At 70.0% G+C, this 26,174-nt stretch carries 24 protein-coding genes and 2 pseudogenes; 5 read left to right on the top strand and 21 right to left on the bottom strand.

All coding sequences use genetic code 11. From position 1 onward, the window contains the following. Nucleotides 1-2: 2 nt before the first annotated feature. The gene (locus tag QE449_RS11335; RefSeq protein WP_307108832.1) at nt 3-1,040 is read right to left on the bottom strand and encodes an Rv2578c family radical SAM protein; all 1,038 of its coding nucleotides are present in this window, start codon (nt 1,038-1,040) and stop codon (nt 3-5) included. A 124-nt stretch (nt 1,041-1,164) separates the two neighbouring features. On the opposite strand from QE449_RS11335, the gene QE449_RS11330 reads away from it, so the two are divergent. From QE449_RS11330 to QE449_RS11320, 3 genes are all read left to right on the top strand, one after another. Then, nucleotides 1,165-2,430, top strand: coding sequence for an FAD-binding domain-containing protein (locus QE449_RS11330; RefSeq protein ID WP_307108831.1), 1,266 nt, complete (start codon nt 1,165-1,167; stop codon nt 2,428-2,430). Nucleotides 2,431-2,530: 100 nt separating this feature from the next. Then, a complete protein-coding gene (locus tag QE449_RS11325; protein ID WP_056444756.1) occupies nt 2,531-3,034 on the top strand; it encodes a DUF3237 domain-containing protein in 504 nt (167 codons plus the stop codon). A gap of 3 nt (nt 3,035-3,037) precedes the next feature. Further along, nucleotides 3,038-3,721: a TetR/AcrR family transcriptional regulator gene (locus tag QE449_RS11320; protein WP_222637609.1), complete on the top strand. Its 684-nt coding sequence runs from the start codon at nt 3,038-3,040 to the stop codon at nt 3,719-3,721. Here the strand turns inward: QE449_RS11320 and QE449_RS11315 are convergent. From QE449_RS11315 to QE449_RS11305, 3 genes are read right to left on the bottom strand one after another with little or no spacing between them, the layout of a single operon-like run. Beyond that, nucleotides 3,711-4,325: a hypothetical protein gene (locus QE449_RS11315; protein ID WP_307108830.1), complete on the bottom strand. Its 615-nt coding sequence runs from the start codon at nt 4,323-4,325 to the stop codon at nt 3,711-3,713. The genes QE449_RS11320 and QE449_RS11315 overlap by 11 nt on opposite strands. 2 nt (nt 4,326-4,327) lie before the next feature. Then, on the bottom strand, nt 4,328-5,617 hold the full coding sequence (hisS, locus tag QE449_RS11310) for a histidine--tRNA ligase (RefSeq protein WP_056444766.1): 1,290 nt from the start codon (nt 5,615-5,617) through the stop codon (nt 4,328-4,330). Further along, on the bottom strand, nt 5,614-6,282 hold the full coding sequence (locus tag QE449_RS11305) for an MBL fold metallo-hydrolase (RefSeq protein ID WP_222637610.1): 669 nt from the start codon (nt 6,280-6,282) through the stop codon (nt 5,614-5,616). The genes hisS and QE449_RS11305 overlap by 4 nt, the downstream gene beginning before the upstream one ends. Before the next feature lie 191 nt (nt 6,283-6,473). Between QE449_RS11305 and QE449_RS11300 the strand changes: the two genes are divergently transcribed. Continuing rightward, nucleotides 6,474-7,346 carry a peptidylprolyl isomerase gene (locus tag QE449_RS11300; protein ID WP_027505233.1) on the top strand — a complete coding sequence of 291 codons (873 nt, stop codon included), beginning with the start codon at nt 6,474-6,476 and terminating at the stop codon, nt 7,344-7,346. 99 nt (nt 7,347-7,445) lie between these two features. Here QE449_RS11300 and QE449_RS11295 read toward each other — a convergent pair whose 3' ends face one another. From QE449_RS11295 to QE449_RS11240, 12 genes are all read right to left on the bottom strand, one after another. After that, a complete protein-coding gene (locus tag QE449_RS11295; protein ID WP_307108829.1) occupies nt 7,446-9,947 on the bottom strand; it encodes a bifunctional (p)ppGpp synthetase/guanosine-3',5'-bis(diphosphate) 3'-pyrophosphohydrolase in 2,502 nt (833 codons plus the stop codon). 95 nt (nt 9,948-10,042) lie between these two features. Continuing rightward, entirely contained in the window at nt 10,043-10,603 is a 561-nt protein-coding gene (locus tag QE449_RS11290; RefSeq protein WP_027505231.1) for an adenine phosphoribosyltransferase, read from the bottom strand. After that, complete coding sequence (locus QE449_RS11285) at nt 10,600-12,321, bottom strand: ABC transporter substrate-binding protein (RefSeq protein WP_307108828.1); 1,722 nt, start codon at nt 12,319-12,321, stop codon at nt 10,600-10,602. Before QE449_RS11285 ends, QE449_RS11290 begins: the two co-directional genes overlap by 4 nt. A gap of 1 nt (nt 12,322) precedes the next feature. After that, the gene (gene secF / locus QE449_RS11280) at nt 12,323-13,459 is read right to left on the bottom strand and encodes a protein translocase subunit SecF (protein ID WP_307109709.1); all 1,137 of its coding nucleotides are present in this window, start codon (nt 13,457-13,459) and stop codon (nt 12,323-12,325) included. A 69-nt stretch (nt 13,460-13,528) separates the two neighbouring features. After that, complete coding sequence (gene secD / locus QE449_RS11275; protein ID WP_051613210.1) at nt 13,529-15,274, bottom strand: protein translocase subunit SecD; 1,746 nt, start codon at nt 15,272-15,274, stop codon at nt 13,529-13,531. 182 nt (nt 15,275-15,456) lie between these two features. Continuing rightward, the gene (gene yajC / locus QE449_RS11270; protein WP_307108827.1) at nt 15,457-15,861 is read right to left on the bottom strand and encodes a preprotein translocase subunit YajC; all 405 of its coding nucleotides are present in this window, start codon (nt 15,859-15,861) and stop codon (nt 15,457-15,459) included. Nucleotides 15,862-15,974: 113 nt separating this feature from the next. Continuing rightward, nucleotides 15,975-17,012: a Holliday junction branch migration DNA helicase RuvB gene (ruvB, locus tag QE449_RS11265; RefSeq protein ID WP_056445240.1), complete on the bottom strand. Its 1,038-nt coding sequence runs from the start codon at nt 17,010-17,012 to the stop codon at nt 15,975-15,977. 41 nt (nt 17,013-17,053) lie between these two features. After that, nucleotides 17,054-17,656, bottom strand: a complete 603-nt coding sequence (gene ruvA, locus QE449_RS11260) for a Holliday junction branch migration protein RuvA (protein ID WP_027505227.1) — start codon at nt 17,654-17,656, stop codon at nt 17,054-17,056. Next, entirely contained in the window at nt 17,653-18,249 is a 597-nt protein-coding gene (gene ruvC / locus QE449_RS11255) for a crossover junction endodeoxyribonuclease RuvC (RefSeq protein ID WP_027505226.1), read from the bottom strand. Before ruvC ends, ruvA begins: the two co-directional genes overlap by 4 nt. Nucleotides 18,250-18,356: 107 nt before the next feature. After that, nucleotides 18,357-19,112 (bottom strand): YebC/PmpR family DNA-binding transcriptional regulator, encoded by a 756-nt coding sequence (locus QE449_RS11250; protein WP_027505225.1) that lies wholly within the window; start codon nt 19,110-19,112, stop codon nt 18,357-18,359. A 41-nt stretch (nt 19,113-19,153) separates the two neighbouring features. Then, the gene (pdxT, locus tag QE449_RS11245; protein ID WP_307108826.1) at nt 19,154-19,777 is read right to left on the bottom strand and encodes a pyridoxal 5'-phosphate synthase glutaminase subunit PdxT; all 624 of its coding nucleotides are present in this window, start codon (nt 19,775-19,777) and stop codon (nt 19,154-19,156) included. After that, nucleotides 19,774-20,625, bottom strand: a complete 852-nt coding sequence (locus QE449_RS11240; protein WP_027505223.1) for an acyl-CoA thioesterase II — start codon at nt 20,623-20,625, stop codon at nt 19,774-19,776. The genes pdxT and QE449_RS11240 overlap by 4 nt, the downstream gene beginning before the upstream one ends. 136 nt (nt 20,626-20,761) lie before the next feature. On the opposite strand from QE449_RS11240, the gene QE449_RS11235 reads away from it, so the two are divergent. Then, nucleotides 20,762-21,373, top strand: coding sequence for a hypothetical protein (locus QE449_RS11235; protein WP_197027759.1), 612 nt, complete (start codon nt 20,762-20,764; stop codon nt 21,371-21,373). Nucleotides 21,374-21,403: 30 nt separating this feature from the next. On the opposite strand, the gene pdxS is transcribed toward QE449_RS11235, so the two are convergent. From pdxS to pgsA, 5 genes and pseudogenes are all read right to left on the bottom strand, one after another. Continuing rightward, nucleotides 21,404-22,339, bottom strand: a complete 936-nt coding sequence (gene pdxS / locus QE449_RS11230; RefSeq protein ID WP_051613209.1) for a pyridoxal 5'-phosphate synthase lyase subunit PdxS — start codon at nt 22,337-22,339, stop codon at nt 21,404-21,406. A 96-nt stretch (nt 22,340-22,435) separates the two neighbouring features. After that, nucleotides 22,436-22,909, bottom strand: a pseudogene (locus QE449_RS11225) (NUDIX hydrolase); the annotation flags it as partial. A gap of 542 nt (nt 22,910-23,451) precedes the next feature. Beyond that, nucleotides 23,452-24,577 (bottom strand): annotated as a pseudogene (locus QE449_RS11220) (glycosyltransferase family 4 protein). Continuing rightward, on the bottom strand, nt 24,574-25,488 hold the full coding sequence (locus QE449_RS11215) for a phosphatidylinositol mannoside acyltransferase (RefSeq protein ID WP_307108825.1): 915 nt from the start codon (nt 25,486-25,488) through the stop codon (nt 24,574-24,576). The pseudogene QE449_RS11220 and the gene QE449_RS11215 overlap by 4 nt, the downstream one beginning before the upstream one ends. Next, nucleotides 25,485-26,168, bottom strand: a complete 684-nt coding sequence (gene pgsA / locus QE449_RS11210) for a phosphatidylinositol phosphate synthase (protein ID WP_056444783.1) — start codon at nt 26,166-26,168, stop codon at nt 25,485-25,487. The genes QE449_RS11215 and pgsA overlap by 4 nt, the downstream gene beginning before the upstream one ends. Nucleotides 26,169-26,174: the final 6 nt, after the last annotated feature.

Genomic DNA, 26,174 nt, shown 5'->3' with positions numbered 1-26,174 from the left:
ACTCAGAACAGGGTCATCGCCGGTTCCGGAGCGGGTTCCGCGGGAGCTGCACTGGCCACACGCCGCGCACCGGCCGGATCGAGCCCCGTCAGAGAGTGCTTCTCCCGCAACGGTTCCACCTTGTCGCGGAGCCACTGCTTGTATTCCGGGCTGACGTACGCCCCGCGTCCGTAGAGCACCCGATAGCGGCGCACGAGAGCCGGATGATGCTCGGCGAGCCAGCTCATGAACCACTCCTTGGTGCTGGACCGCAGATGCATCGGCAGCGCGGTCACACCGGTCGCGCCCGCGTCTTCCAGGGCCGCCATCAGGGCGCCGAGGTGTTTGGGACTGTCGGTCAGGAACGGGATGACGGGCGCGATGAGCACGTGGCACGACAGACCCGCGTCCGTGATGGCCCGGATCATGTCGAGGCGAGCGCGCGGTGACGGCGCCCCCGGCTCGAGAGACTTCTGCAGATCCTCGTCGTGAAAGGCGAGACTGACACTCACCTGCACGTTCACCTGCTGAGCGGCGAGGGTCAGCAGCGGCAGATCCCGTCGCAGCAGCGTGCCCTTGGTCAGAATCGAGAACGAGGTGCCGGACTCGGTGAGCGCCCGGATGATGCCCGGCATGAGCTCGTAGCGACCCTCCGCGCGCTGGTACGGGTCGGTGTTGGTGCCCAGGGCGACCGGGTCACGTTTCCACGAGGCGCGGGCGAGCTCCTTGCGCAGCACCGAGACGATGTTGGTCTTGACCACGATCTGCGAGTCGAAGTCGCGGCCCGCATCGAGGTCGAGGTACTCGTGGGTCGGCCGGGCGAAGCAGTAGCGGCACGCGTGCGAGCACCCGCGCGCGGGGTTGATGGTCCAGCGGAACGGCAGCGCCGATTCCTCGGGCACCCGGTTGAGGGCGCTCTTGCAGAGCACCTCGTGGAAAGTGACGCCCTCGAACTCGGGCGTGCGGACGGTGCGGACCAGACCTGCACGCACCAGCCCGGTGCGCTCGAGGCCGGGAAGCGCCCCGTCGGGAGCGTCGAGTGTCTGACCGTCCCACCGCATGACCCCTCCTGTTCTCCGGCGACCCCGGCACGCGAATGCCTCGAACACACGATCGATCGACGAATCGCAGACAGTCGAACATCCGTTCTATCGAGGTGTCAACTCTTCGGTAGTGTCGGTGAACATGGCCCTCCTCCCGTCTCCCCCGTCACCTGCGGACGGCGCCCGGTCCGACGATGTCGTCGCCTGGGTCGCCGAGCACCTCGGTGACCTCACCCTCGAAGAGCCCGAGGAGATCCGGGCGGGCGGTCTGCGCGGCGGACAGTCGGCAGCAGACGCCGCTCTCGCGAGCCTGGACATCACGGGCTACGCCCGGTCCCGCAGCACGGTGGAACCGCCGTCGCGGCGCGGGGCGAGTCGCATGTCGCCGTACATCCGGCACGGCCTGCTCACGCTGAGCGAGGTGTGGGACGCGGTGGCGGACGCGCCGACCCGCGACCGGTCTCGTTACCGCGACGAGTTGCTGTGGCAGGAGTACGCCCGTCACCTGTACGCACGGGTGGGCTCGCACCTGGGGGCGTCACTCACGCGCGAGCAGCCCCGTCCCACCGTCTCGGCGCACGACACCTGGTCCGACGATCCGTGGCCGGCCCGGATGCGCTGCATGGAGTCCGTCGTCGACGAGCTGCACGAGGACGGGTGGCTGGTGAACCAGACGCGCATGTGGCTGGCGTCGCAGTGGGCCGTGCGGGCCGGCGCGACATGGCGGGACGGCGAGGACGAGATGTTCACCCATCTCCTCGACGGCTCGAGGGCGGCCAACCGACTCGGCTGGCAGTGGACCGTCGGTACCGGCAGCGGCAAGGTTTACGGGTTCAGTCGCTGGCAGGTGGAGAAACGCGCACCCAGCCTGTGCCGATCGTGCGCGCTGTCGTCAGCGTGTCCCATTCAGGACTGGCCGACGGCCGCTCTCGGCCCGTCGGTCGACGGACCGAGCCTGGCTACCGGCGACACCCCGGCCGGCCCCGCGGACACCGTGGGTGAGGACGGCGACGAGGTGTGGCTGACGGCGGAGTCGCTCGGCAGCGCGGATCCGGCCCTCGCGGCCGACGACGCCCGCCCCGCGGTGTTCGTGTTCGACGAGCCGCTGCTCCGACGGTTGCGATTGTCCGGCAAGCGACTGGTCTTCCTCGCCGAGACACTCGGCGAGCTCGCCGCCGTCCGGCCTCTGGAGGTACGACGGGGACGGGTCACCGAGGAGCTCGCCGGACGGCGCCTCGCCGCGACATACGCCCCGGTACCGGGGTGGGCACGCATCGCGGCCGCCCTCGATCCGGTGGAGGTGCACCCGTGGCCGTGGTTGGTGCGTCCGACCCGATCGTCGGTGCGGTCGTTCAGCGCGTGGCGCCGGGCGTCGGAGCGGGGAGGGCGGAGCCCGGCCGGGAAGTAGGCGGGGAGGCCGGAGGCCGGCCGGGAAGTAGGCGGGGAGGGCGGAGCCCGGCCGGAAAGTCGGCAGGAGGGCACCAGGTGGATCGGATACGGTCGAGCGCGTGACCGAACCCACGGACCCGTCCGCGTCGATCGAACCGACCGCTCCCACGCTCGAGCCGCTGCTGCGCATCGTGTTGCGCACCGCGGATCCGGTGCAGCTCGGCGACACTCCCGTCGGCGCGGAGTCCGTGGCACCGGTCGTGGGTGGTGTGCTGAGTGGGCCCGGGGTCGAGGCCGTCGTCCGCGCCGTCGGTGCCGAGCACGCCCACGTCCGAGCGGACGGATCGACCACGTACTCCACCGACCTGTTGGCCGACGTCGAGTCGGACGACCCGGGCGCCGTGATGCGGTTGACGCTGAACTCCGTCCGCTTCGGATCGGCCGAGGTCGTCGAGGCCCTCGATCGCGGGGAGGACGTCGAGTCCGCGCTCTACTACTTCCGCGGCACCCTCACGGTGTCCACGTCGATCCGGACGCTCGCCTACCTGAACAGGGCCGTGATCGTCACCTCCGGCTCGCGTCAGGGCACCCAGTCCGTGGTCGACGCGTTCCTGGTCACGTAGTCGATGACCACCACCGGTGCCGGGCGTCCCAGGCTCACCACCCGTAAGCGACCGGGAGCCACGGCGCGGGAGGAGATCCTCGACGCGGCGGCGGAGCTGTTCACGACGCGGGGTGTCACCAGCACGTCCACCCGCATGATCGCCGACGCGGTCGGGGTCCGGCAGGCGTCGCTGTACCACCACTTCGCCACCAAGGACGACATGCTCGCGGCGCTGCTGGTGGGGACCGTCGACGCACCCCTGGCCTGTGCGCAGGCGCTGCGCGACGCCGCGGCCGACGCTCCGAGGGCGCTGTATGCCCTGGTGTGGTTCGACGCGGACCAGCTCATGACCTCGCGATGGAACCTCGGCGCCCTGTACCTCGTCCCCGAACTGCGCAGCGCACGGTTCGAACAGTTCCGCACTCGTCGCTCCGACCTCATGGCGCTCTACGCCTCGCTGTCGCGGGACGCTCTCGTCGACATCGGCACGCTGGTGGTCTCCGAGGAACTCACACACCTCCCGTTCCGCATCGTCGAATCGGTGATCAGCGCCCGGTCCGATGCGGAATCGACGCGGCACTCCCTCGCGACGCCCGACACGATCGCCGACGCCGCGGTGCGCGTGCTGGGGTGGACGGGCTCGACGGCGTCGCTGCGTGACACGGCCACGACACTGCTCGACGCCGCTCGGCCGATCAGTCGGTGAGAGCCGCGACCTCGGCGTCGGTGAGCACGGTCGCCGGGGCTCGCCCGGACGTGCGGACCACGTCGATCGCCCGATAGAGCGGGCGCTCCGACAGCCCGGCCTCGCGGGCCTCGGCGCGAAGCTGGGTCACCAGTACCGACGACAGCGCCAGAGCCGACGCGAGCGGGGACGAGGCCAGTCCGTCCGCCACCGCGCGCAGCGCGATCGGCTGCAGTTCGCGACCGCCGTCGGTCGTGTACATCGCCACGCCGACCGTGACGTCGCCGGACGAGTCGCCGACACGGATCAGCACCTGGCTGACGCGCGCGACCCGCACGAGGACCTCGACCTTCGTCGCGTCCGACAGGTTGACCCGTCGCACGCGGAACGACCCGCGCCGGCTCACCACACCGTGATCGATCCACACGCGTCTGCGGCCGCCCGACACGACGGCGAACCCTGCAGTGGCGACGAGCGCAGCTCCCAGAGCGACACCGACGTACGGCGAGATCAACAGTCCGGCGACGACACCGACCACGGCGAACACCGCACCGGCGACGCGGAGCCGCGGAACGATGAGCTCCGGCGGCACCAGATCGAGCGCCACCAGCCCTCTGTCGGCCATGGTCAGCTCACTGGCGACAGCGTGGCACGCACGCGAGCGGTGGCCTCGGACAGCGGGATCGACGACTGCTCGCCGGTCGCCAGGTCCTTCAGGCCGATCTCTCCGGCCTCGAGATCGCGATCACCGAGCACCAGCGCGAGGCGGGCACCGGAACGGTCGGCACCCTTCATGGCGCCCTTCATTCCGCGGTCGCCGTAGGAGAGGTCCACGCGGACGCCGGCGGCCCGAAGTTCCCGGGCGATCACCGCGAGACGCAGCTTGGCCTCCGGACCCATGGGCACGCCATACACCTCGCACCGGGCCGTCGACGCGGGCGCGACGCCCTCGGCCGCGAGAGCGAGCACCGTGCGGTCCACGCCGAGACCGAAACCGATGCCCGACAGGGGCTGCCCGCCGAGCTGCGCCATGAGGCCGTCGTACCGTCCACCGCCGCCGATGCCGGACTGCGCACCGAGACCGTCGTGGACGAACTCGAAGGTGGTCTTCGTGTAGTAGTCGAGACCGCGCACCATGCGCGGATTGACCACGTACGGCACGCCCATCGCGTCGAGATGGGCACGCACGGTGTCGAAGTGGACGCGAGCCGACTCCGACAGGTGGTCCATCATCAACGGTGCGTCGGCCGTCATCTCACGGACGTGCGGTCGCTTGTCGTCCAGGACGCGGAGCGGATTGATCTCGGCGCGGCGACGCGTGTCCTCGTCCAGCTCGAGACCGAACAGGAAGTCCTGCAACAGCTCCCGGTACTGCGGGCGGCAGGTCTCGTCGCCGAGCGAGGTGAGCTCGAGCCGGAAACCGGTGAGACCGACGCTCCGGAAGCCACTGTCGGCCACGGCGATGACCTCGGCGTCGAGCGCAGGATCGTCGACCCCGATGGCCTCGACGCCGACCTGCTGCAGCTGCCGGTACCGACCGGCCTGGGGGCGCTCGTAGCGGAAGAACGGGCCGGAGTAGCTGACCTTCACCGGGAGCGCTCCGCGGTCGAGACTGTGCTCGATGACCGCGCGCATCACGCCGGCGGTGCCCTCGGGTCGCAGCGTGACACTGCGGTCACCCTTGTCGGCGAAGGTGTACATCTCCTTGCTCACCACGTCGGTGGACTCACCCACGCCGCGTGCGAACAGCGCCGTGTCCTCGAAGATGGGGAGCTCGATGTGGCCGTAGCCCGCGGCCCGGGCAGCGGCGGTGAGACCGTCGCGCACTGCCACGAAGGTCGCGGAGTCGGGTGGCAGGTAGTCCGGGACGCCCTTGGGGGCGGCGAACGGCTGGATGCGCTGTGTGTCGCCGGTCATCGCACACCACCGAGTCCCACGAGGAACGGGTTGCTGCCGCGTTCCGCGCCGATGGTGGTGGACTCGCCGTGTCCGGGCAACACGGCGGTCTCGTCGTCGAGGCACAGCAGGTGCTCGGCGATCGAGGCGAGCAACTGCTCGTGATCGCCGCCGGGCAGATCGGAGCGGCCGATCGATCCCGCGAAGAGCGTGTCCCCCGAGAAGATCACCTGCTGCTCGCCCCCGTCGAGACGGAAGACGACGGAGCCACGGGTGTGACCGGGCGTGTGCGCGACCGTGACACCGAGTCCGGCCACGTCGAGAACGTCGCCGTGAGAAAGTTCCACCACCGTCGCGGGCTCCTCGAAGGTGGAGTGCGCGATCAGCGGTGCCAGGACCGGGCCGATACCGGACGCCGGATCGGTGAGCATGTGGCGGTCGTCGGGATGCACGTACAGGGGAATGTCGAAGCGCGCGCACACCGGCGTCGCGTCCCACATGTGATCGAGGTGGCCGTGCGTGAGGAGCACTGCGATGGGCGTCAGGCCCGCGTCGTCGAGGAACGAGTAGAGCGGCGCCGCGGCGTCCTGGCCGGGATCGACGACGATGCAGTCCGTCCCCTCGTCCCGACTGACGACGTAGCAGTTCGTCTGGAACATGCCGGCGGGGAATCCGGTGACACGCACAGTGAAGGACTCCTCATGCTTTGCGGTGCAGCGATCCGCGATCGGACGAATGCCACCAGCGTAGGCGGTGCGGCCGGGCGCCCCGGAACGTGGGGCAGGCACCTCGGCCGTCCACCGGGTCAGGTGCCTCTCAGGGAAGCCTGGCACACTTCTGCTGCTCACCCGCTCCAGCGAGAAGAGGAACGCCAACCGTGCCGACGAACGAACAACGACGTGACGCTGCCAAGCGCAAGCTCGAACGCCAGCTCGAGAACCGTGCCGCTCGGGCGCGACGACGCAAGCAGGCGACCATCGCCGCCGCCGTCATCGGACTGGTCGTCGTCATCGGCGGCGTCGCTGTCGCCATCGGTGTGACACGCGGCGACGACGATACCGCCGTCGAGGCCTCCGACTCCCCCACCAGCGAGAACGCGACCCCGGAGGGCATGCTGCCCGCCGGCCGCTCGGAACCGCTGCCCGAGACCGTGAGCTGCTCCTACCCTGCGGGCGGCACTGCCGCGAAGCCGGCGAACGCTCCGCAGACCGAGAACGTGCCCACCACGGACGACAACGTCAGCGTCAGCATGGACACCTCGCAGGGCCCGATCGGCCTGTCTCTCGACGCCACGAAGGCGCCCTGCACCGTGAACAGCTTCGCCTCGCTGGCCGGGCAGAACTATTACGACGCCACTCCCTGCCACCGTCTGACCACGGCCGACAGCCTGAAGGTCCTGCAGTGCGGTGACCCGACCGGCGCCGGAACGGGCGGCCCGGGTTACCAGTACGCCAACGAGTTCCCCACGGACCAGTACGCCGACGATCCGGCCGCGTTGCAGTCGCCCGTCCTGTACCCCCGCGGAACCATCGCGATGGCGAACGCCGGCGCCGACACCAACGGCAGCCAGTTCTTCCTCGTGTTCGGCGATTCGCAGCTGCCCCCGAACTACACGGTGTTCGGCACGATCGACGAGACCGGCCTCGCGACGCTCGACAAGATCGCTGCAGCCGGCGTCGAGGGTGGCGCGCAGGACGGTGCGCCGGCTCTCGCGACCACCCTGAACACGGTGCGGCTCGACCTGGCCTGACGGCTCACCCCGCACCCTCCCCGCGAGTACGCCGACAGTGTCGTGATTCCGGACGGGATCACGACACGTCGGACGTACTCGCCGGGGGTGTGTCGAGCTCTAGGCCGCCGAGGTCAGGCGGTACACGTCGTACACGCCCTCGACGTTGCGCACCACGTTGAGCACGTGGCCCAGATGCTTGGGATCACCCATCTCGAAGGTGAACTTCGAGATGGCGACCCGATCGCCAGAGGTGGTCACCGACGCCGACAGGATGTTGACCTTCTCGTCGGCCAGCGCCTTCGTGACGTCGGAGAGCAGACGGTGGCGATCGAGTGCCTCGATCTGGATCGCGACGAGGAACACCGACGACGGCGACGGGGCCCACTCGACCTCGATCAGCCGCTCCGACTGCGTCTGCAGCGACCCGGCGTTGGTGCAATCGGTGCGGTGCACGCTCACCGAGCCACCGCGGGTGACGAAGCCCATGATGTCGTCTCCCGGCACCGGGGTGCAGCACTTCGCCAGCTTGGCGACGACGCCGTCCGCACCCGACACCATGACCCCTGCGTCGCCGACGCGGCGCGGACGGGTGGGAATGGTGGACGGGGTGGACCGCTCGGCCAGTTCCTCCTCGACATCGCCGACACCGCCGAGGTGAGCGACGAGACGCTGCACGACGTGCTGCGCCGAGACGTGGTTCTCCCCCACCGCGGTGTAGAGAGCCGAGACGTCGACATACCGCAGCTCGTGCGCGATGGCCGACATGGACTCACCGTTCATCAAGCGCTGCAACGGAAGTCCCCCGCGCCGCACCTCCTTGGCGATGGCGTCCTTGCCGGCCTCGAGCGCTTCCTCGCGGCGTTCCTTGGCGAACCACTGGCGGATCTTGGTCTTCGCACGCGGCGACGCGACGAAGGTGGCCCAGTCGCGGCTCGGTCCGGCTGTCGGGGCCTTCGAGGTGAAGACCTCGACCACCTCGCCGTTGTCGAGCTGACGCTCCAGTGCGACGAGGCGCCCGTTGACGCGGGCACCGATGCACCGATGCCCCACCTCGGTGTGCACGGCGTAGGCGAAGTCCACGGGACACGATCCGGCGGGCAGGGTCACCACGTCGCCCTTGGGGGTGAAGACGAAGATCTCCTTGACCGCGAGGTCGTACCGCAGCGACTCGAGGAACTCCCCCGGATCCGCGGCCTCCCGCTGCCAGTCGAGCAGCTGGCGCATCCACGCCATGTCGTCGAGCTCGGTCGCGTCACCGGAGTGACGGCCCTTCGTCTCCTTGTATCGCCAGTGCGCGGCGATGCCGAACTCGGCGGTGCGATGCATGTCGCGGGTGCGGATCTGCACCTCGAGAGGCTTGCCCTCGGGACCGACGACCGTGGTGTGCAGCGACTGGTAGACCCCGTAGCGCGGCTGCGCGATGTAGTCCTTGAACCGTCCGGCCATCGGCTGCCACAGCGAGTGGACCACGCCGACGGCGGCGTAGCAGTCCCGGATCTCGTCGCACAGGATGCGCACGCCGACCAGATCGTGGATGTCGTCGAAGTCGCGGCCCTTGACGATCATCTTCTGGTAGATCGACCAGTAGTGCTTGGGCCGACCCTCGACCACGGCACTGATGCGGGAGGCCGACAGGGTCGCATTGATCTCGGCGCGCACCTTGGCGAGATAGGTGTCGCGTGACGGGGCCCGGTCGGCGACGAGGCGCACGATCTCGTCGTACTTCTTGGGGTGCAGGATCGCGAACGCGAGGTCCTCGAGCTCCCACTTGACCGTCGCCATGCCGAGGCGGTGCGCGAGCGGTGCGATGACCTCGAGGGTCTCCTTCGCCTTGCGCGCCTGCTTCTCCGGCGGCAGGAAGCGCATCGTACGCATGTTGTGCAGCCGGTCGGCCACCTTGATGACCAGCACCCGCGGATCCCGCGCCATCGCGATGATCATCTTGCGGATGGTCTCGCCTTCGGCGGCGGTGCCGAGCGCGACCTTGTCGAGCTTCGTCACGCCGTCGACGAGATGGGCGACCTCGTCGCCGAACTCGGTGCGCAGCTGGTCCAGCGAGTAGCCGGTGTCCTCGACGGTGTCGTGCAGCAGCGCCGCGACGAGCGTCGTGGTGTCCATTCCCAGCTCGGCCAGGATGTTGGCGACCGCGAGCGGGTGCGTGATGTACGGGTCACCCGACTTGCGCATCTGCGTTGCGTGCCGCTCGTCGGCCACGTCGTACGCGCGCTGCAGCAGCCCGAGGTCCGCCTTCGGGTACATCGACCGGTGGGTGCCGGCCAACGGCTCGAGCACCGGCTTGACCGCGGTGTTGCGCTGCGCGGTGATGCGGCGGGCCAGCCGCGCACGAACGCGCCGGGACGCGGACGACGGCGCAGTGGGGGTGGCGGAGGAGGGTGCCGGATCGGGCACTGGCTCCGCGGCGGGTGCGACCGGCTCCGGTGTCAGGGCATCGGTGCGCGCTGTCGGATCGGCAGGCTCCGCCCCGAAGGGCACGGGCTCCGTCGCGGCCTCGTCAGCCGCAGCGTCGGCAGGCAGGACGGCGTCGGACGGCAGCGACTCCCCCGCGGCAGGCGGCACTGCTGCGGACTCCTCGGCGGTACGACCGATGTATCGCGTCATGATCGACACCTCCTCAGCTGCTCGAGAGACCCGACTCTATCCGCCGTCACCGGAGCGCACAGCGCACGCCCTCACATCTTCTCGAGGTCGGATGCTCAGACGACGCCCAATGTCGTGAGCGGTCCATGCTTCCAACGCTCGCGGCCGCCCAGAACTTCCACCTCGAGAACGACGGCGGCACCCACCACGATCGCTCCGCACCGCGTCAACAGTTCGGCGGCGGCCTCGAGTGTGCCGCCGGTCGCGAGCACGTCGTCGACGACGAGTACGCGGCGCCCCTCGAGTGCGATGCCCTCGGCGGAGATCTCGAGCTCCGCCGTGCCGTACTCGAGTTCGTACGACTGCCGGTGCACCGGCGGGGGCAACTTCCCCGCCTTGCGGACGGCGATCACGCCGGTGTTCAACGCCAGCGCGACGCCGGCACCGAGCAGGAAGCCGCGCGCGTCGATACCGGCCACGACGTCGGCGTCACGGCCCGCCTCGGCGAGCGAGTCCACCACGGTGCGCAGCCCCTCCGCGTCGGCGAACACGGGCGTGAGGTCGGCGAAGCGCACTCCCGGCGTGGGGAAGTCGTCGGCCCAGCGCGTCAACCGGGCGACGACGTCCGAGCCACCGGGTGCGCTCGTGGTGGGGCTGCTCGATCCGGGTGTACTCATCCGACGAGTATCCACTTGTCCATGTTCCAGCCCGCACCCGCGACCGTCGGGTTCGACTCCACACCACGCATTCCGGACGCCACCGCGGTGACGCGCGGCGCGTTGTAGAGCGGGAGGGTGGGCATGTCGGTCCACAGGATGTTCTCCGCCTCGACCGCCGCGGAGAGCACGGTGGCGTCGGACTGGTCGACGGCCAGGCGATCGATCAGCTCGTCGAGACGCCCGTTGGCGTAGCCGCCGACGTTGACGCCCTGTCCGCCGCGCAGGGCGAAGCGACCGGGATCCGCGGAGGACGTGCCCGACGCTCCCGCCTGTCCGGCGGTGGAGGCCAGGACGGCGTCCACTTCCCCGGCGCGCAGAGCGAGCGGCGAGAAGGTCGGCGACGACGCGTCCACGATCTCGATGCCGAGAGGTGCGCAGGACGATGCAATGGCGGCGACGACGGCCGCGCGGCGCTCGTCGGGCCCCAGGTAGCCCACGCGGACGACGGGGTCGGTCAGACCCGCTTCGGCGAGACCCGCGGTCACCCCGGCGACGTCCGCGGTGCGGTACCGCTCCGCCGCGGTGGCCGCCACCGAGCGGTAGGGCAGCGTCGCGGGAAGGGTGGTCCGGCTGTCGACGATGCCGGACCCGCGGCCGGTCTCCGCCTCGTATCCGGGGTGGCCGTGCTGCGCGTACAGCTCGCCGCGGGGAACGCATGCAGCGAAGGCGCGGCGTGCGGCCGGGTCGACGAAGACACCGGACGTGGCCAGGGTCAACTGCTCGACGCCGAAGGACGGCTGAGCCGTCGACGTGAAGCCGTCGGGAGTCGCCGTGCCGCCGTCGGCGTCGACGACCTCGATGTCGCCCGATGCCGCCTTGGCCGCGATGTCGGCGCCCTTGGGCCACACGACGACACGATCCGTGGCGGCGGGAACACCCCACCACCGTTCGTTGGGAACGAGCGCGAGACCGTTCTCGACCGAGTACGACTCGATGCGGAAGGGCCCGGACGACACGAAGACCGCCGGGTCGACGGTTCCGACGTCCTCCCCCTCCGCCGGGGTGAGGTTCCATCCGGTGTTCCAGACGTCCGCGACGCGCCGCAGTGCGTCCTGGTCACCGCCGGCGAGGGTGCTCACCACGTCCGGCACGCCGGCGATGCGGGCCGCGACGTGTGCGGGCATCATCGTCCCGGCGCCGAAGAGGGACTGCCACTCGACGTACCCGCGTCCCGAGCGGAACGTCACGGTCGCGACCTTGTCCGCGGGAGCGCAGTCGATGCGTTCGATGTCGGTGTAACCGGCGGTGGACGCGGCGTTGAAGAGCGGCGCTCCGTCCGCGGCTGTCCGGCCGCTGCGTGCGGCCCACGCCAGCACGAGGTCGTCGCACGTCATCGGCACACCGTCGGACCACACGGCGGGCGCGGCGAGCGTGTAGGTGACCACCTGCTGCTCGCCGGGTACCTCCACGGCCGTCCCGATGTCGGTGTCGCTCACGGCACCGCCGCTCGGGGCGGTGAGCGCGAATCCGGGCAGCACGCGCGAGAAGGCCTGCGGCGCAGCCGAGACCGATCCGGCGACGGTTCCGCCGTTGTAGGTGGTGACGGTGTTGTCGACGGCGTAGCCGATGGACGGGATGCGGGTGTCCTCGTCGCCGCACGCCACGAGTGTCGTGGCCGTGATCGCGGCGATCGCCGCGACGGCGACGCCTGTCCTGACCCCTGACGACGCACGCATGTCAGCTCCTCCGCTTGCCGCGCTTACCCGTCGGGCGTGCGACTGCGCGGGGCGCCGCGGCCGCAGCGCGTGCGGTCTTGGCCGGAGCATCGGTTGCCGTGGCGGTCGCCGTGGACGTGGCGCCGGCCGGAACCGCGCTCTCGGCGCGCGGACGCGTGGTGCCCTCGCGCTTCGCGAGCACCTTCTTCGTGTGCGCCGCGACCGGGCCCCATCGTTCCTTCAGCGTGACCACCAGCGGGGTCGCGAAGAAGATCGACGAGTAGGCGCCGATGACGATGCCGACGAGCTGGACCAGTGCGAGATCCTTCAACGTCCCCACACCCAGCAACCAGACCGCGATGACGATGAGGGCGATGACAGGGAGCACGCTGATGACGGTGGTGTTGATCGAGCGCATCAGCGTCTGGTTCACCGCGAGGTTGGCCTGCTCGGCATAGGTGCGCCTGTTGAGGTGCAGGATGCCGCGGGTGTTCTCCTCGACCTTGTCGAACACCACCACCGAGTCGTACAGCGAGAAGCCCAGAATGGTCAGCAGTCCGATGACGGTCGCCGGAGTGACCTCGAACCCGACCAGCGAGTAGACACCCGCCGTGACGAGGATGTCGAAGAACAGGGCCGCGATACCGGCGAGCGCCATGTCCCGCTCGTACCGGACGGCGATGTAGATGCTGACGATCACCAGGAACACCACGAGCGCGATCAGCGCCTTGTCGGTGATCTGGGAACCCCAGGTCTCACTGACGTCGGTGAAAGAGACCGCATCGCGCGTGGTCTCACCCTCCGCGTTGGCGGGCTGGAACGCGTCGAACAGGGCCGTCTGCAGCGCGGACGCCTGCCCCTGGTCCAGCGACTCGGAGCGGATCTGCACGGTGGCGCCGGATCCGGTGCCCACGGTCTGGACGGCGACGGCGTCCTGACCGAGGGTGTCGGTGTAGATCTCCTCGACCTGCGCGGTGTCGACGCCCTGCGGAGCCGGGAACTGCACGCGCGTGCCGCCCTCGAAATCGATACCGAGCGTGAAGCCGCGGACCGCGATCGACAGCAACGACACCAGCACGAAGGCCGCGGTGACGCCGTACCAGAGGCGACGGCGTCCGATGATGTCGAACGCGCCGGTGCCCGTGTAGAGCCGCGACAGGAGTCCGCGACCGGCCTCGGGTGCGTCGGGAACGGTGTCCTCGGTGGTGGTGGTCGTCTCGGCCACGGGTCAGGCCTCCTTGCTCGGGCCGGCTGCCGCGGTAGCAGCATCGCGGGTGGTCTTGGCGGCGGCAGCGCGTTTGCGCGCGCGGGCGATCTCCTGGACCGCACCGAGACCGTTGATCGACGGCTTGGACCAGAACTCGGACCGCGAGGCGAGATTGACCAGTGGCCACGTCACGAGGATCACGATGACGATGTCCAGCAGGGTCGACAGGCCGAGCGTGAACGCGAAGCCGCGCACCTGACCGACGGCGAGCACGTACAGCACCGCGGCCGCGATGAAGCTCACCGCGTTGCCGGACAGGATGGTGCGCCGCGCCCTGGCCCAACCACGCGGAACCGCCGAGCGGAAGCTGCGGCCCTCGCGTATCTCGTCCTTGATGCGCTCGAAGAACACCACGAACGAGTCCGCCGTCATACCGATACCGATGATCAGACCGGCGATGCCGGCGAGATCGAGCGTGAACGAGATCCATCGACCGAGCAGTACGAGGATCCCGTAGATGGCGACCAGCGACAGCACCAGCGACAGCGCCGTGAGGATGCCGAGCATGCGGTAGTAGAGGAGGCAGTAGATGAGGACGAACACGAGACCGATGGCGCCGGCGATCAGGCCTGCCTCGAGCGACGCGAGTCCCAGCGTCGCCGACACTGTCTCCGCCTCGGAGGCGGCGAAGGACAACGGCAACGATCCGTACTTCAGCGTGTTGGCGAGCTCGCGGGCACTGTCAGCGGTGAAATTGCCGGTGATCTGCGTGGCGCTGCCCGCGGGGGTCGCGCCCTGGATGACCGGTGCGCTGACGACCTTGGAGTCGAGGGTGAACGCGGCCTGCTTGCCGATGTTCGCCGACGTGAACTGAGCCCAGGTGTTGCCACCCTCGGTGGTGAAGCTGAGGGAGACGACGTTGCGGGACTGCTGGGTGTCGAACTGCGAGCTGGCGTCGGCGATCTGCTGTCCGTCGATGATCGACGGCTCGAGGATGTAGACCGCGGTGCCGTCCGTGGAGCAGGCGACGAGCGGCAGGGCCGGATCGTCGTTGCCCTGCAGGGGGTCGGGCGCGGAGCAGTCGATCGTGGCCATGGCCTGCTGCTGCACTGTCGGGTCGGTGCTCTGCCGCTGCGCCTTCGCCTCGGCGATCGCGTCGGCGGTCTCGTCCGCCGACGACGCGGGCGGGGCGGCACCGGGCTCGGAGGCGGAGGTGTCGGACGGCGCGGGTGTCTCGGACGGGGCGGGGGTGTCCGTGGGGTCCTGCGCCGGGAAGGGGCGGTTCTGCGGTGCCGGTGTCGCGGGAGCCGTGGTGGCCGCAGGATCGGCCGCGGCGGGATCGGCGGCCGGATCGGTCGCCGCGGGAGCGGGAGTGCCCGCCGGAGTGGGGGCCTGGGACGTCAGCACCGGGCGGATGTACAGCCGGGCCGTCTGACCGAGTGTGCGGGCCTGCGAGCTGTCGTCGCCGGGAACCGTGATGACCAGGTTCTGACCGTCGACGACCACCTCGGAGCCGGAGACACCGAGACCGTTGACGCGGGTCTCGATGATCTGCTGCGCCTGACGCAGGCTCTCCTGGCTCGGGGCGCTGCCGTCGGGCGTGCGCGCGGTGAGCGTGACGCGTGTTCCACCCTGCAGGTCGATGCCCAGCTTGGGAGTCGGGGACTTGTCACCGGTGAAAAAGACCAGGACGTACACGAGGGCGATGAAGACGCCGAACACGGCGAGATACCGCACCGGATACGAGGATCCGCTGGATGGGGCCACGGTGAGTGCTTCTCCTGAGTGAGACGGACCGGCTGGAGGAGACGGACCTGCTGCTGGTCGGACGGGGGTGGAGCGCGGCGGCGGCGGGCGTCACGGACGGCCGGAGCCTGACCGACCGTACCCTCTCCACAACGACGCACCGCCCCCGAGGACGACCTCGGGGGCGGTGTATCCGCTTTGTCTCACTCCTTGGTGAGTCGTGCCTGCGATCGGCCGTCGTCCGCGCCGCCGAGGCCGTTCTCCAGGCTGTCGACGCGCGATCCGGCGTCGCTGTGGTCCTCGAAGTTGCTGGTCGGACCGGAGTTCTCCGCACCTGACTCGTCCAGCTCGTCCTCGTCGGGCAGCACGTCGCGCACGACGGCACGCGACCAGGTGGTGATGATGCCGGGAGCGATCTCCAGGTCGACGGTGGTCTCGGTGAGTCCGTCGACGAGACCGTGCAGACCGGACGTGGTCAGGACGCGATCACCGATGGACAGCGCTTCCTGCAGCTCGACCGTCTTGGCCACCTCACGCTTCTGGCGGCGGATGCCGAGAAACATGGGCACGAGCAGGGCGAGAACGAGAAGCGGAAACAGCAGTTCCATCAGAAACGTCAATCCTTAGATCTTGGGACTCGGAACCTTCAGTGTGCCACGTTCGGTCGGGCGATCGGGCGTGTCGACCGCCTGAAACGCCGGAATCGTCCGGATCCACCGGCTCAGGTCTCGTCGAAGAGCGTGCGTTGCGGCTCGTTCGTCCGCACCGAGATGCCGCCGACCGCGAGATCCGGCGGGGGTGTGAGACCCATCCGTTCCCACGCGGCGGCCGTGGCCACCCGACCGCGCGGCGTCCGCGCGATCATGCCCGCGCGGACGAGGTAGGGCTCGCACACCTCCTCCACGGTGGCCGGTTCCTCCCCGACCGCGACCGCGAGCGTCGAGACCCCCACGGGCCCGCCGCCGAAGCTGCGGACGAGTGCGCCGAGCACGGCCCGGTCGAGGCGATCGAGGCCGAGCTCGTCCACGTCGTAGACCTCGAGCGCCGCCCGGGCGACCTCGAGTGTCACGCGGCCGTCGGCACGCACCTCGGCGTAGTCCCGCACCCGGCGCAGCAGGCGGTTGGCGATGCGGGGTGTGCCGCGCGATCGTCCCGCGATCTCCGCGGCGGCATCCGCCTCGATGCGCACTCCGAGGATTCCCGCCGACCGCGTCAGGATGCGCTGCAGTTCGCGGGGGTCGTAGAAGTCCATGTGCGCGGTGAAGCCGAAGCGGTCGCGCAGCGGGCCGGTGAGGGCGCCGGACCGGGTGGTGGCACCGACGAGCGTGAACGGTGCGACGTCGAGCGGGATCGAGGTGGCGCCCGGCCCCTTACCGACGACCACGTCGACGCGAAAGTCCTCCATCGCCAGGTACAGCATCTCCTCGGCCGGCCGCGCGATGCGGTGGATCTCGTCGATGAAGAGCACGTCACCCTCGACGAGGTTGCTCAGCATCGCCGCGAGGTCTCCCGCTCGTTCGAGGGCCGGCCCGGACGTCAGGCGCAACGCCGAGTTCAGCTCCCCCGCGATGATCATCGCCATGCTGGTCTTGCCGAGTCCGGGCGGACCGGACAGCAGGATGTGGTCCGGTGTTCCGCCGCGTTGCGTCGCGCCCTGCAGGACGAGCTGCAGTTGCTCCCGCACGCGGGGCTGACCGATGAAGTCGTCGAGCGACTTCGGCCGCAGACTCGCATCGAGATCGCCGTCGTCCGGCACCATCTCGGCGGTGACCAGTGAGTCATCGGTGCCGTCCGGGTCCGTCACCGCGACCTGCCCAGGCTCACCAGGGCCGAGCGCAGAGCCTGCGCCGTTCCGACGGCGGGGTCGTCTGCCAGCACGGCATCGACGGCGGGCTCGGCCTGCTTGGCCGGGAACCCGAGGCCGAGCAGCGCCTCGACCACCTGATCACGCACCGGGCCCGACGAGTGGCCGGGTGCGGCGACACCGGCCGGACCGGACACCACCGCGTCCACCTTGTCGCGCAGTTCGACCACGAGACGCTCGGCGCCGCGCTTGCCGATACCCGGTACCCGCATCAGGGCCGTGACGTTGCCGTCGGTCAGCGCGGTGCGCAGCGCGTCGGGTTCGAGGACGGCGAGCACGGCCATGGCGAGCCGGGGACCGACGCCGGACACCGTCTGGAGCAGGCCGAAGAGATCGCGCGACGTGGCGTCCGCGAAGCCGTACAGCGTCATGGAGTCCTCGCGCACGATCATCGAGATGACCAGGCGCGCCTCGGTTCCGCGAGAGAGCCCGGCCAGCGTCGCCGGCGTCGCATTGACGCGGTAGCCGATGCCTGCCGCTTCCACCACCGCGTGGTCGAGGGCGATCTCGAGCACCTCGCCCCGTACCGAGCTGATCATCGCGGTTGCGCTCCCGTCCTCGCGGCGGCCCGCACGGCCGCGCGCTGCTGCTTCAGTTTCTTCTCGTACGCGGCCTTCGCCGCGGCTGCCTGCGCCTCGGCGGCGGCCATCCGCGCCATCATGGGTGCCCGCCAGCAGTGACAGATCGCCAGGGCGAGAGCATCGGCGGCGTCGGCGGGGCGGGGGGCCTGCTGCATGCCGAGAATGCGGGTCACCATGGCCGTCACCTGAGCCTTGTCCGCGGTGCCGTTCCCGGTGACCGCGGCCTTGACCTCGGACGGGGTGTGGAAGGCGACCGGGATACCGCGCCGGGCGGCCGCGAGGGCGATCACTCCCCCGGCCTGCGCGGTGCCCATCGCGGTGCGCACGTTGTTCTGGGAGAACACCCGCTCGACGGCGACCACCGTGGGCCGGTGGGTGTCCAGCCAGTACTCGGCGGATTCGGCGATCAGGAGAAGTCGCTGCGCCAGCTCCATGTCGGCCGGCGTCCGCACCACGTCGACGTCGAGCGCCGTGACCGCTCTGCCTGCGCCGGACTCGACCAGGCTCAGTCCACACCGGGTCAGCCCGGGGTCGACTCCCATGACACGCAACGCCCACTCCCTCACCGGATTCGGCCGCTCCGGACCTTCGAACACGTAGAACTGTTGTTCGATACCTTAGCGGCGAGTCGGTGACGAGTGTGGGCGGCGCGCTGGAGTCAGTCCTCGTCGAGCTGCGCGAGCACCTCGTCGGACAGATCGACGTTGGACCACACGTTCTGCACGTCGTCGCTGTCCTCGAGCGCATCGATCAGCTTGAACACCTTGCGCGCTCCGTCGACGTCGACGGGCACACTGACGGACGGCTGGAAGCTGGCCTCGGCGGAGTCGTAGTCGATGCCTGCCTCCTGCAGCGCGGTGCGCACGGCGACGAGGTCGGTCGGCTCCGAGACCACCTCGAAGGTGTCCCCGTTGTCGTTGACCTCCTCGGCGCCGGCGTCCAGCACGGCCATGAGGACGTCGTCCTCGGACTGGCCGTTCTTCTCCAGCGTGACGACGCCCTTGCGGGAGAACAAGTAGGACACGGAACCCGGGTCGGCCATGTTGCCGCCGTTGCGAGTCATCGCGACACGGACCTCGCCGGCCGCGCGGTTGCGGTTGTCGGTGAGGCACTCGATGAGGACGGCGACACCGTTGGGCCCGTAGCCCTCGTACATGATGGTCTGCCAGTCGGCGCCGCCCGCTTCCTCACCGGCGCCGCGCTTGCGCGCACGCTCGATGTTGTCGTTGGGGACCGAGGTCTTCTTCGCCTTCTGGATGGCGTCGTACAACGTGGGGTTACCGACGGGGTCACCACCACCCGTGCGCGCGGCGACCTCGATGTTCTTCACCAACTTGGCGAAGGACTTCGATCGGCGGGCGTCGACGACAGCCTTCTTGTGCTTCGTGGTCGCCCATTTGGAGTGGCCGCTCATCGGCAATAGCCCCTTTCGTACCGGCAGAGAACGTGCCTATCTTACGCGGGCGTGGACGAGGTCCTTCGCTCCCGCACCATGTCGGCGAACAGGGCGTGGACCCGGCGGTCCCCCGTGACCTCGGGATGGAACGACGTCGCGAGCACGTCGCCCTGCCGCACGGCGACGACGCGGCCCGCCGCGGGACCCTCCGGGACGGTGGCCAACACCTCGACTCCGTCGCCGACCCGCTCGACCCACGGTGCCCGGATGAACACGGCACGCATCGGCTCGCCGCCCACCCGAGCGACGTCGAGGTCGGCCTCGAAAGAATCGACCTGACGACCGAAGGCGTTGCGCCGCACCGTGATGTCGAGGCCGTCGAGATGCACGGCATCCGGGGTGGTGTCCAGGATGTCGGAGGCCAGCAGGATCATGCCGGCGCAGGACCCGTAGGCGGGCATACCGGCCGCGAGGCGCTCGCGGAGCGGATCGAGGAGATCGAAGATCCGCAGCAGCTTCCCCATCGTGGTCGACTCGCCGCCGGGCAACACCAGACCGTCGACGGCGTCGAGTTCCTCGGGACGGCGCACCGTCACCGCGCTCGCACCGGCGGCAGTGAGCGCCTCGAGATGCTCTCGCACGTCACCCTGCAGCGCGAGCACTCCGATGGTCGAAGCTGTCACCGTGACGTCTCGAGGCCCGGCGTGTGCTGCGCCGAGCGGTCGTAGCGCATCAGACCCTCCTGCGTGACGGCCGCGACCATCCGGCCCTGACGGTCGTAGATCCGCCCCTGGGTCAACGCGCGGCCGAGGCCGGCGGAGGGCGACGTCTGGTCGTACAGCAACCACTCGTCCGCACGGAACGGGCGCAGGAACCACAACGCGTGATCGAGCGACGCGGTCTGCGTGGCGACGTCCTCGTGCGGGACCTTCGCCGAACCCAGCAGCGTCATGTCCGACATGTACGCCAGAGCGCACACGTGGAAGACCTGATCGTCCGGCAGCGGATCGCGGTATCGGATCCAGACCTGTTGCTGCGCAGCAAGACTGGAGCTCCGGGTGATGCGGTCCTGCGGGACGAGCCGCACGTCCCACCGGTTCCACTCCTTGTAGAACATCTTCTGCCGCAACGCCTCGTCCTCGGCGACGTCGGGGAGGTCCTCCGGACCCACCACCGCCGGCATCCGGTCCTGATGCTCGATGCCCTCGTCCTCCACGTGGAACGACGCCGACATCGTGAAGATCGCCTTGCCGTCCTGGATGCCCGTGACCCGACGCGTGGCGAACGACCGACCGTCGCGGATGCGGTCGACCGTGAAGACGGTGGGCTCGTTCGGGTTTCCGGGACGCAGGAAGTATCCGTGCAGCGAGTGCACGCGGAACGCGGGATCCACCGTCTTCGCCGCGGACACCAACGACTGCCCGGCGACCTGGCCGCCGAACGTGCGCTGCAGCTGACTCGGGACGGAACTCCCGCGATAGATGTCGTTCTCGATGCGCTCGAGCTCGAGGATCTCTTCGATTCCGGCCATGATCACCCTTTCCGGTCGGGACAGACGGGACCTGCCCCGCGAGTACGGCAGAAGTGTCGCAGAATCGGGCCCCGGAACGACACTTCGGCCGTACTCGCGGGGGGGCGGAGGCGGCGCGTCGGGCAGGATCGAGGCCGTGCCCCGCTTCTCCCCCACCACTCCCGACGCGGTGGTGGACCACGTCGTGGACCGCATCGACGCCGTCGACGGACGGTGTGTCGTGGCCGTCGACGGCGCGGACGCCGCCGATCCGGTGGCCTTCGCTCAGCGCGTCGTCGCCCGGCTCCGCGCGGACGGCCGCGCCGCCGATCTCGTCTCCCTGCACGACTGGGTGCGGCCCGCGTCGCTGCGACTCGAGTACGGGCACGAGGACGAACTCTCCTACCGCACCCTGTGGTTCGACTACGACGCACTGACGCGCGAGGTGATCACGGCGGTGCGCACGCGCGATCAGTGGTTGCCCGCGCTGTGGGACGAGCGGTCCGATCGCTCCGCTCGCGCTCGGCCGCGAACGGCGGCGCAGAATCAGGTGGTGGTCGTCGCGGGCCCCATGCTGCTGGGGCGTGGCCTCGATCTCGACGTCACGGTGGCGCTGACGCTCACCGAGCGCACCGCGTCGCGCCTCACCCCGGAGGACGAGCGCTGGACGGTGCCCGCCCTGACGGCGCACGCGGAGCACGGCGAACGGGCGGACGTCGAGGTGCGGATGGACCACCCCGACCGCCCGGCCCTGCTCGTCGAGCGCTGACCACCCCCGCAGACCGGAGGTGGTGTCAGATCACCAGCCGCGCTCGGCGAGGCGGTGCGGCTGCGGGATCTCGTCGACGTTGATGCCGACCATGGCCTCGCCCAGGCCGCGGGAGACCTTGGCCAGCACGTCCGGGTCGTCGAAGAACGTGGTCGCCTTGACGATGGCGGCGGCACGCTGCTCGGGGTTACCGGACTTGAAGATGCCGGAGCCGACGAAGACACCCTCGGCACCGAGCTGCATCATCATCGCGGCGTCCGCCGGGGTGGCGATGCCACCGGCGGTGAACAGGGTGACGGGGAGCTTGCCCGCGCGGGCGACCTCGACGACGAGATCGTAGGGAGCCTGCAGCTCCTTCGCGGCGACGTACAGCTCGTCCTCGGGCAGCGACGTCAGGTGGCGGATCTGGTCACGCAGGGTGCGCATGTGCGTGGTCGCGTTGGACACGTCACCGGTGCCGGCCTCGCCCTTCGAGCGGATCATGGCCGCGCCCTCGGTGATCCGGCGCAGCGCCTCGCCGAGGTTGGTCGCACCACAGACGAAGGGAACCGTGAACTTCCACTTGTCGATGTGGTTCGCGTAGTCGGCGGGGGTCAGCACCTCGGACTCGTCGACGTAGTCGACGCCGAGGCTCTGCAGGATCTGTGCCTCGACGAAGTGGCCGATGCGCGCCTTCGCCATGACGGGGATGCTGACCGAGGAGATGATGCTGTCGATCATGTCGGGATCGCTCATCCGCGAGACGCCGCCCTGTGCGCGGATGTCCGCGGGCACCCGCTCGAGAGCCATGACGGCGACGGCGCCGGACTGCTCGGCGATCTTCGCCTGCTCGGCGGTGACCACGTCCATGATGACGCCACCCTTGAGCATCTCTGCCATACCGCGCTTGACGCGGGCGGTTCCGGTGGACGGAGTGGCGTCCTGCTCGGACGGGAGGGTGGTGGTCACGGTGATCTCCTCAGGCATGCGGGAATGTGTGCACCGCGAGCCTAGGCTCGGCTGGACCTCGTCGCGATAACCACTTCGACCGCACTGGCCCGCTATGGCTGCCATCACACCAGGTCAGTGGATAGCGCGCACGTCCGGATCGGTGCGGAGAGCCAGCACCGTGTCCGCCTCGTCGAGCAGCTCCGCCATCGCGCGCGGATAGACCGCGTCGCCCGAGGCGGCCAGTGACCGGATCTCGTCCGCCGTGCACCAGCGATGCCCGGTGACGACGCGACGCTCGAGCTCCGTGAAGCCCGTGCGCACCGGCTCGAACGCCTCGGCGCGGAGAGCGAAGAACAGCTCCTCCGACCGGATCACGACACCGTCGAAGGAGAACGTCGCAGTCCTACGCCACATGGGCCCGCGCAGGTCCTCCGCCGAGGCGACCATGCCGGTCTCCTCGCGCAGTTCGCGAACGGCGGCGTCGCGCAGGGTCTCCCCCACCTCGACGCCCCCACCGATGGTGAACCAGAAGTGCACGTCGGGCACCGACGGATCGTGACCCCGCAGCAGCAGCACGCGGCCGCGCCCGTCGAGCAGCACGACGCGCGCCGAGGTCCGGGTCGACGCGCCCTCGACCTCCTCGAGGGTCGCCTCGCTCTCGGAGAGCTCGAAGTAGGTCGGCATCGCGGCCGTCCCGCCGAGTCGGAGCAGGCGGACGGGTCGACGCGATCGCAGTGCGACGGTGTCGCGGACCGCGTCGTTGTGGAACCGCCGGGCGATCTGCACCCGCGCCTCCGCGTCGGCGAGTTCGGAGATCATCTGCGGGTTCAGCCGGGCGAGGTCGATGCGGCCCAGCGCGACGGACACCGCGTTCTCGGCGCGCTCCCGGTCGGCTCGCTCCGCCCGTTCCGCCCGATCCGCGAGCGTCGTCAGGGTGCGGCTCTCCACCGATCCCGGCGCGTCCAGGGCGGCGGCGACCGCACGGGTCACCACCGACCGACGGGCAAGGGCGGCCTCGAGGGACTGCCAGGACCGGTCCGAGCGCACGTGCAGTCGGTCGAGACGGTGCGCCGTCGAGTACGCCCACAGGCCGAGGAGCAGGACCAGCAGTGCCACGACCACGACGGCGGCGGCCACCCAGAACGTCATCAGTCGATCACCTTCACCGTGCGACCGGCCACCGCGACCGCTTCGTACACCCGGACGATCTGCTCCGCGACGACCGGCCAGTCGTAGGACACGGCGGCGCGGCTCGCCTGGCGCACCAGGTCGGCCCGCTCGTCGTCGTTCGACAGCACGCGGATCACCGCGTCCGCCATGGCCTCGGAATCGCCCACCGTGGAAGAGCACACCGGCCGTGCCGTCCCGCAGCACGCGGCGGAACGCGTCCAGATTGCTCGCGACCACGGGCGCGCCCGCGGCCATGGCCTCCACCAGCACGATGCCGAAGCTCTCGCCGCCGGTGTTGGGAGCACAGTAGATGTCGGCGCTGCGCAGTGCCGACGCCTTCTCGGCGTCCGTCGTCTGGCCGAGGAAGCGGAAGTGCTTCGCCAGATCGCCGGCCTCTCGGCACAACTTCTGCTCGTCGCCGCGGCCCACGACCAGCACCTCGATGTCCGGGAACACCGCGGCGATGGGCCGGAGCGCGGCCAGCAGGGTCTGCATGCCCTTGCGGGGCTCGTCGTAGCGGCCGATGAACACCAGCGTCCGGCCCGGCCGGGGATACCCGGGCAGCAGGGGCGCCGTCGCGAACGCGGGGACGTGGACCCCGTTGGGGATCTCCACCGCATCGGACCCCAGAGCCTCCACCTGCCACCGTCGCGCCAGCTCCGAGACGGCGATGCGCCCGGCGATCTTTTCGTGATACGGGCGCAGCACACCCTGGAAGGTGCTCAGCAGCAACGACTTCGTGGTCGAGGCGTGGAACGTGGCCACGATCGGACCGTCCGCGATCTTCAGCGACAGCATCGACAGACTGGGCGCGTTCGGCTCGTGGATGTGCAGGACCTCGAACTCGCCCTTCTCGATCCACGCCCGGATGCGGGTGTAGGTCACCGGACCGAACGCCAGGCGCGCCACCGAGCCGTTGTACGGAAAGCTCAGGGCCTTGCCCGTCGAGACGACGAAGTCGGGCAGCGCCGTCTCGTCGCTCGCCGGCGCCAGGACGCTGACACGGTGACCGCGCTGGATCAGTACCTCGGCCAGTTCCGCGACGTGCGCCTGCACGCCACCCGGGACGTCGAACGAGTACGGGCAGACGATGCCGATCTTCACCGGTCGGCCTCACCGGTCATGCGGTCACGCCGGCCCTGCGAGAGGTCGTCCCACCACAGCGGCTGCAGCATGTGCCAGTCGGCCGGATGCGCGGCGATGTTGGCGGCGAAGTGGTCGGCGAGCGACTGGGTGGCCTGCTCGACGCCGGCGGAGACGTCGATCGGGGGCTCGATCGAGAAACCCCAGCCGGTGGGGGTGAACCAGCAGTGCACCGGGAGCAGAGCCGCACCGGTGTCGATCGCGAGACGCGTGGGCCCGGCCGGCATGCGGGTCGGCTCCCCGAAGAACGTGACGGGCACCCCGTGGCGGGCGAGGTCGCGCTCACCGAGGAGGCACACGACCTTTCCGTCTCGCAGGCGCTCGGAGAGTTGCTCGAACGGCGGGCGTTCGCCGCCACTCAGCGGGAAGATCTCGAACCCGAGGGACTCGCGGTACGCGACGAAGCGTTGGTAGAGCGACTCCGGCTTCAGCCGTTCGGCCACCGTCGTGAACTGGCCGCGGGTGCGCGTGAGCCAGACGCCCGCCATGTCCCAGTTCCCGCTGTGCGGGAGCGCGAGCACGGCGCCGCGGCCGGACGCCAACGCCGCGTCCAGATGTTCCTGGCCGACGACGGCGTCGTCGATGGCCGCGGCCTGTGCCGCGAGATCCATGGACGGCAACCGGAACGCCTCGCGCCAGTACCGCGCGTAGGAGCGCACCGACGCCTGCACGAGGTCGTCCGGTACCGCGTCCGCGGTGGTGCCCAGCACGCGGGCGAGGTTGCGGCGCAGCTGCTCCGGTCCACCGTTGCGGCGCGCGGCGAGGTCGGCGCCGGCGTCGAAGAGTCGGGTCGCGACGCCATCGGGCAGCGCCCGGACGACCCGCCATCCGGCGATGTATCCCGCGGCGCCGAGCCGCTCCGACAGACTCATCCAGCCGTGCTGTCCGGCTCGATCCGGTTGGCCTTCGGCTGGATCGGAATGATGTCGCGGGCACCGGCGGAGTTGCGGACGGCCAGTACACGCTGGAACACCGTGACGATGCTCGCCGCGGCCAGAAAGTACGTCGCGACGGGCAGAGCGAACTGCAGCCAGGTGAGATCGGCGAGTTGGCCGATGCCGGTGAGCCCGGATCCGACGAGGACGATCACCAGGCGGTCCGGACGTTCGATCAGGCCACCGTCTGCGGACAGTCCGCTCGCCTCGGCACGGGCCTTGGCGTAGGAGATGACTTGCGACGTCACCAGACACACGAGCATCGCGACGAACAGCGGCCGATCGTTCTGGTGGAAGACCGCCCACCACGACAACCCGGCGAAGATGGCGCCGTCGGCCACGCGGTCGCACGTCGCATCGAGCACGGCGCCGTACTTGCTGCCGCCGCCCCGCGCACGTGCCATCGCACCGTCGAGCATGTCGAACATGACGAACAGCCAGATCACCAGCGTGCCGATGAACAGATGGTCCGCGGGGAACAGCGTGATCGCGGCGACGACGCTCGCGACGGTGCCGATGATGGTGACGGAGTCCGGCGTGAGACCCGTGCTGTTGAGGGCGCGGCCCAGCGGCGCGGTGACCTTGGACGCCGATGCCCTACCGAAGATGCTCAGCACGACGGA

The organism is Rhodococcus sp. SORGH_AS_0303, from assembly GCF_030819335.1.
Lineage (GTDB): Bacteria > Actinomycetota > Actinomycetes > Mycobacteriales > Mycobacteriaceae > Rhodococcoides.
The sequence above is the reverse complement of the archived record's forward strand: the minus strand, read 5'-3'. Positions and strand labels throughout refer to the sequence as shown.

Coding starts and splice junctions, on each gene's coding strand:
- ruvB (WP_056445240.1), bottom strand. CDS start 17,012: ATGGTGCCGGACGACGGCGATCTCGATGCGAGTCTGCGGCCGAAGTCG.
- pdxS (WP_051613209.1), bottom strand. CDS start 22,339: ATGCCTGAGGAGATCACCGTGACCACCACCCTCCCGTCCGAGCAGGAC.
- QE449_RS11285 (WP_307108828.1), bottom strand. CDS start 12,321: ATGCGTGCGTCGTCAGGGGTCAGGACAGGCGTCGCCGTCGCGGCGATC.
- hisS (WP_056444766.1), bottom strand. CDS start 5,617: ATGACCGGCGACACACAGCGCATCCAGCCGTTCGCCGCCCCCAAGGGC.
- QE449_RS11240 (WP_027505223.1), bottom strand. CDS start 20,625: ATGGCCGGAATCGAAGAGATCCTCGAGCTCGAGCGCATCGAGAACGAC.
- QE449_RS11330 (WP_307108831.1), top strand. CDS start 1,165: ATGGCCCTCCTCCCGTCTCCCCCGTCACCTGCGGACGGCGCCCGGTCC.
- QE449_RS11215 (WP_307108825.1), bottom strand. CDS start 25,488: ATGAGTCTGTCGGAGCGGCTCGGCGCCGCGGGATACATCGCCGGATGG.
- QE449_RS11290 (WP_027505231.1), bottom strand. CDS start 10,603: ATGAGTACACCCGGATCGAGCAGCCCCACCACGAGCGCACCCGGTGGC.
- QE449_RS11250 (WP_027505225.1), bottom strand. CDS start 19,112: ATGAGCGGCCACTCCAAATGGGCGACCACGAAGCACAAGAAGGCTGTC.
- QE449_RS11295 (WP_307108829.1), bottom strand. CDS start 9,947: ATGACGCGATACATCGGTCGTACCGCCGAGGAGTCCGCAGCAGTGCCG.
- QE449_RS11320 (WP_222637609.1), top strand. CDS start 3,038: ATGACCACCACCGGTGCCGGGCGTCCCAGGCTCACCACCCGTAAGCGA.
- yajC (WP_307108827.1), bottom strand. CDS start 15,861: ATGGAACTGCTGTTTCCGCTTCTCGTTCTCGCCCTGCTCGTGCCCATG.
- QE449_RS11335 (WP_307108832.1), bottom strand. CDS start 1,040: ATGCGGTGGGACGGTCAGACACTCGACGCTCCCGACGGGGCGCTTCCC.
- QE449_RS11315 (WP_307108830.1), bottom strand. CDS start 4,325: ATGGCCGACAGAGGGCTGGTGGCGCTCGATCTGGTGCCGCCGGAGCTC.
- ruvA (WP_027505227.1), bottom strand. CDS start 17,656: ATGATCAGCTCGGTACGGGGCGAGGTGCTCGAGATCGCCCTCGACCAC.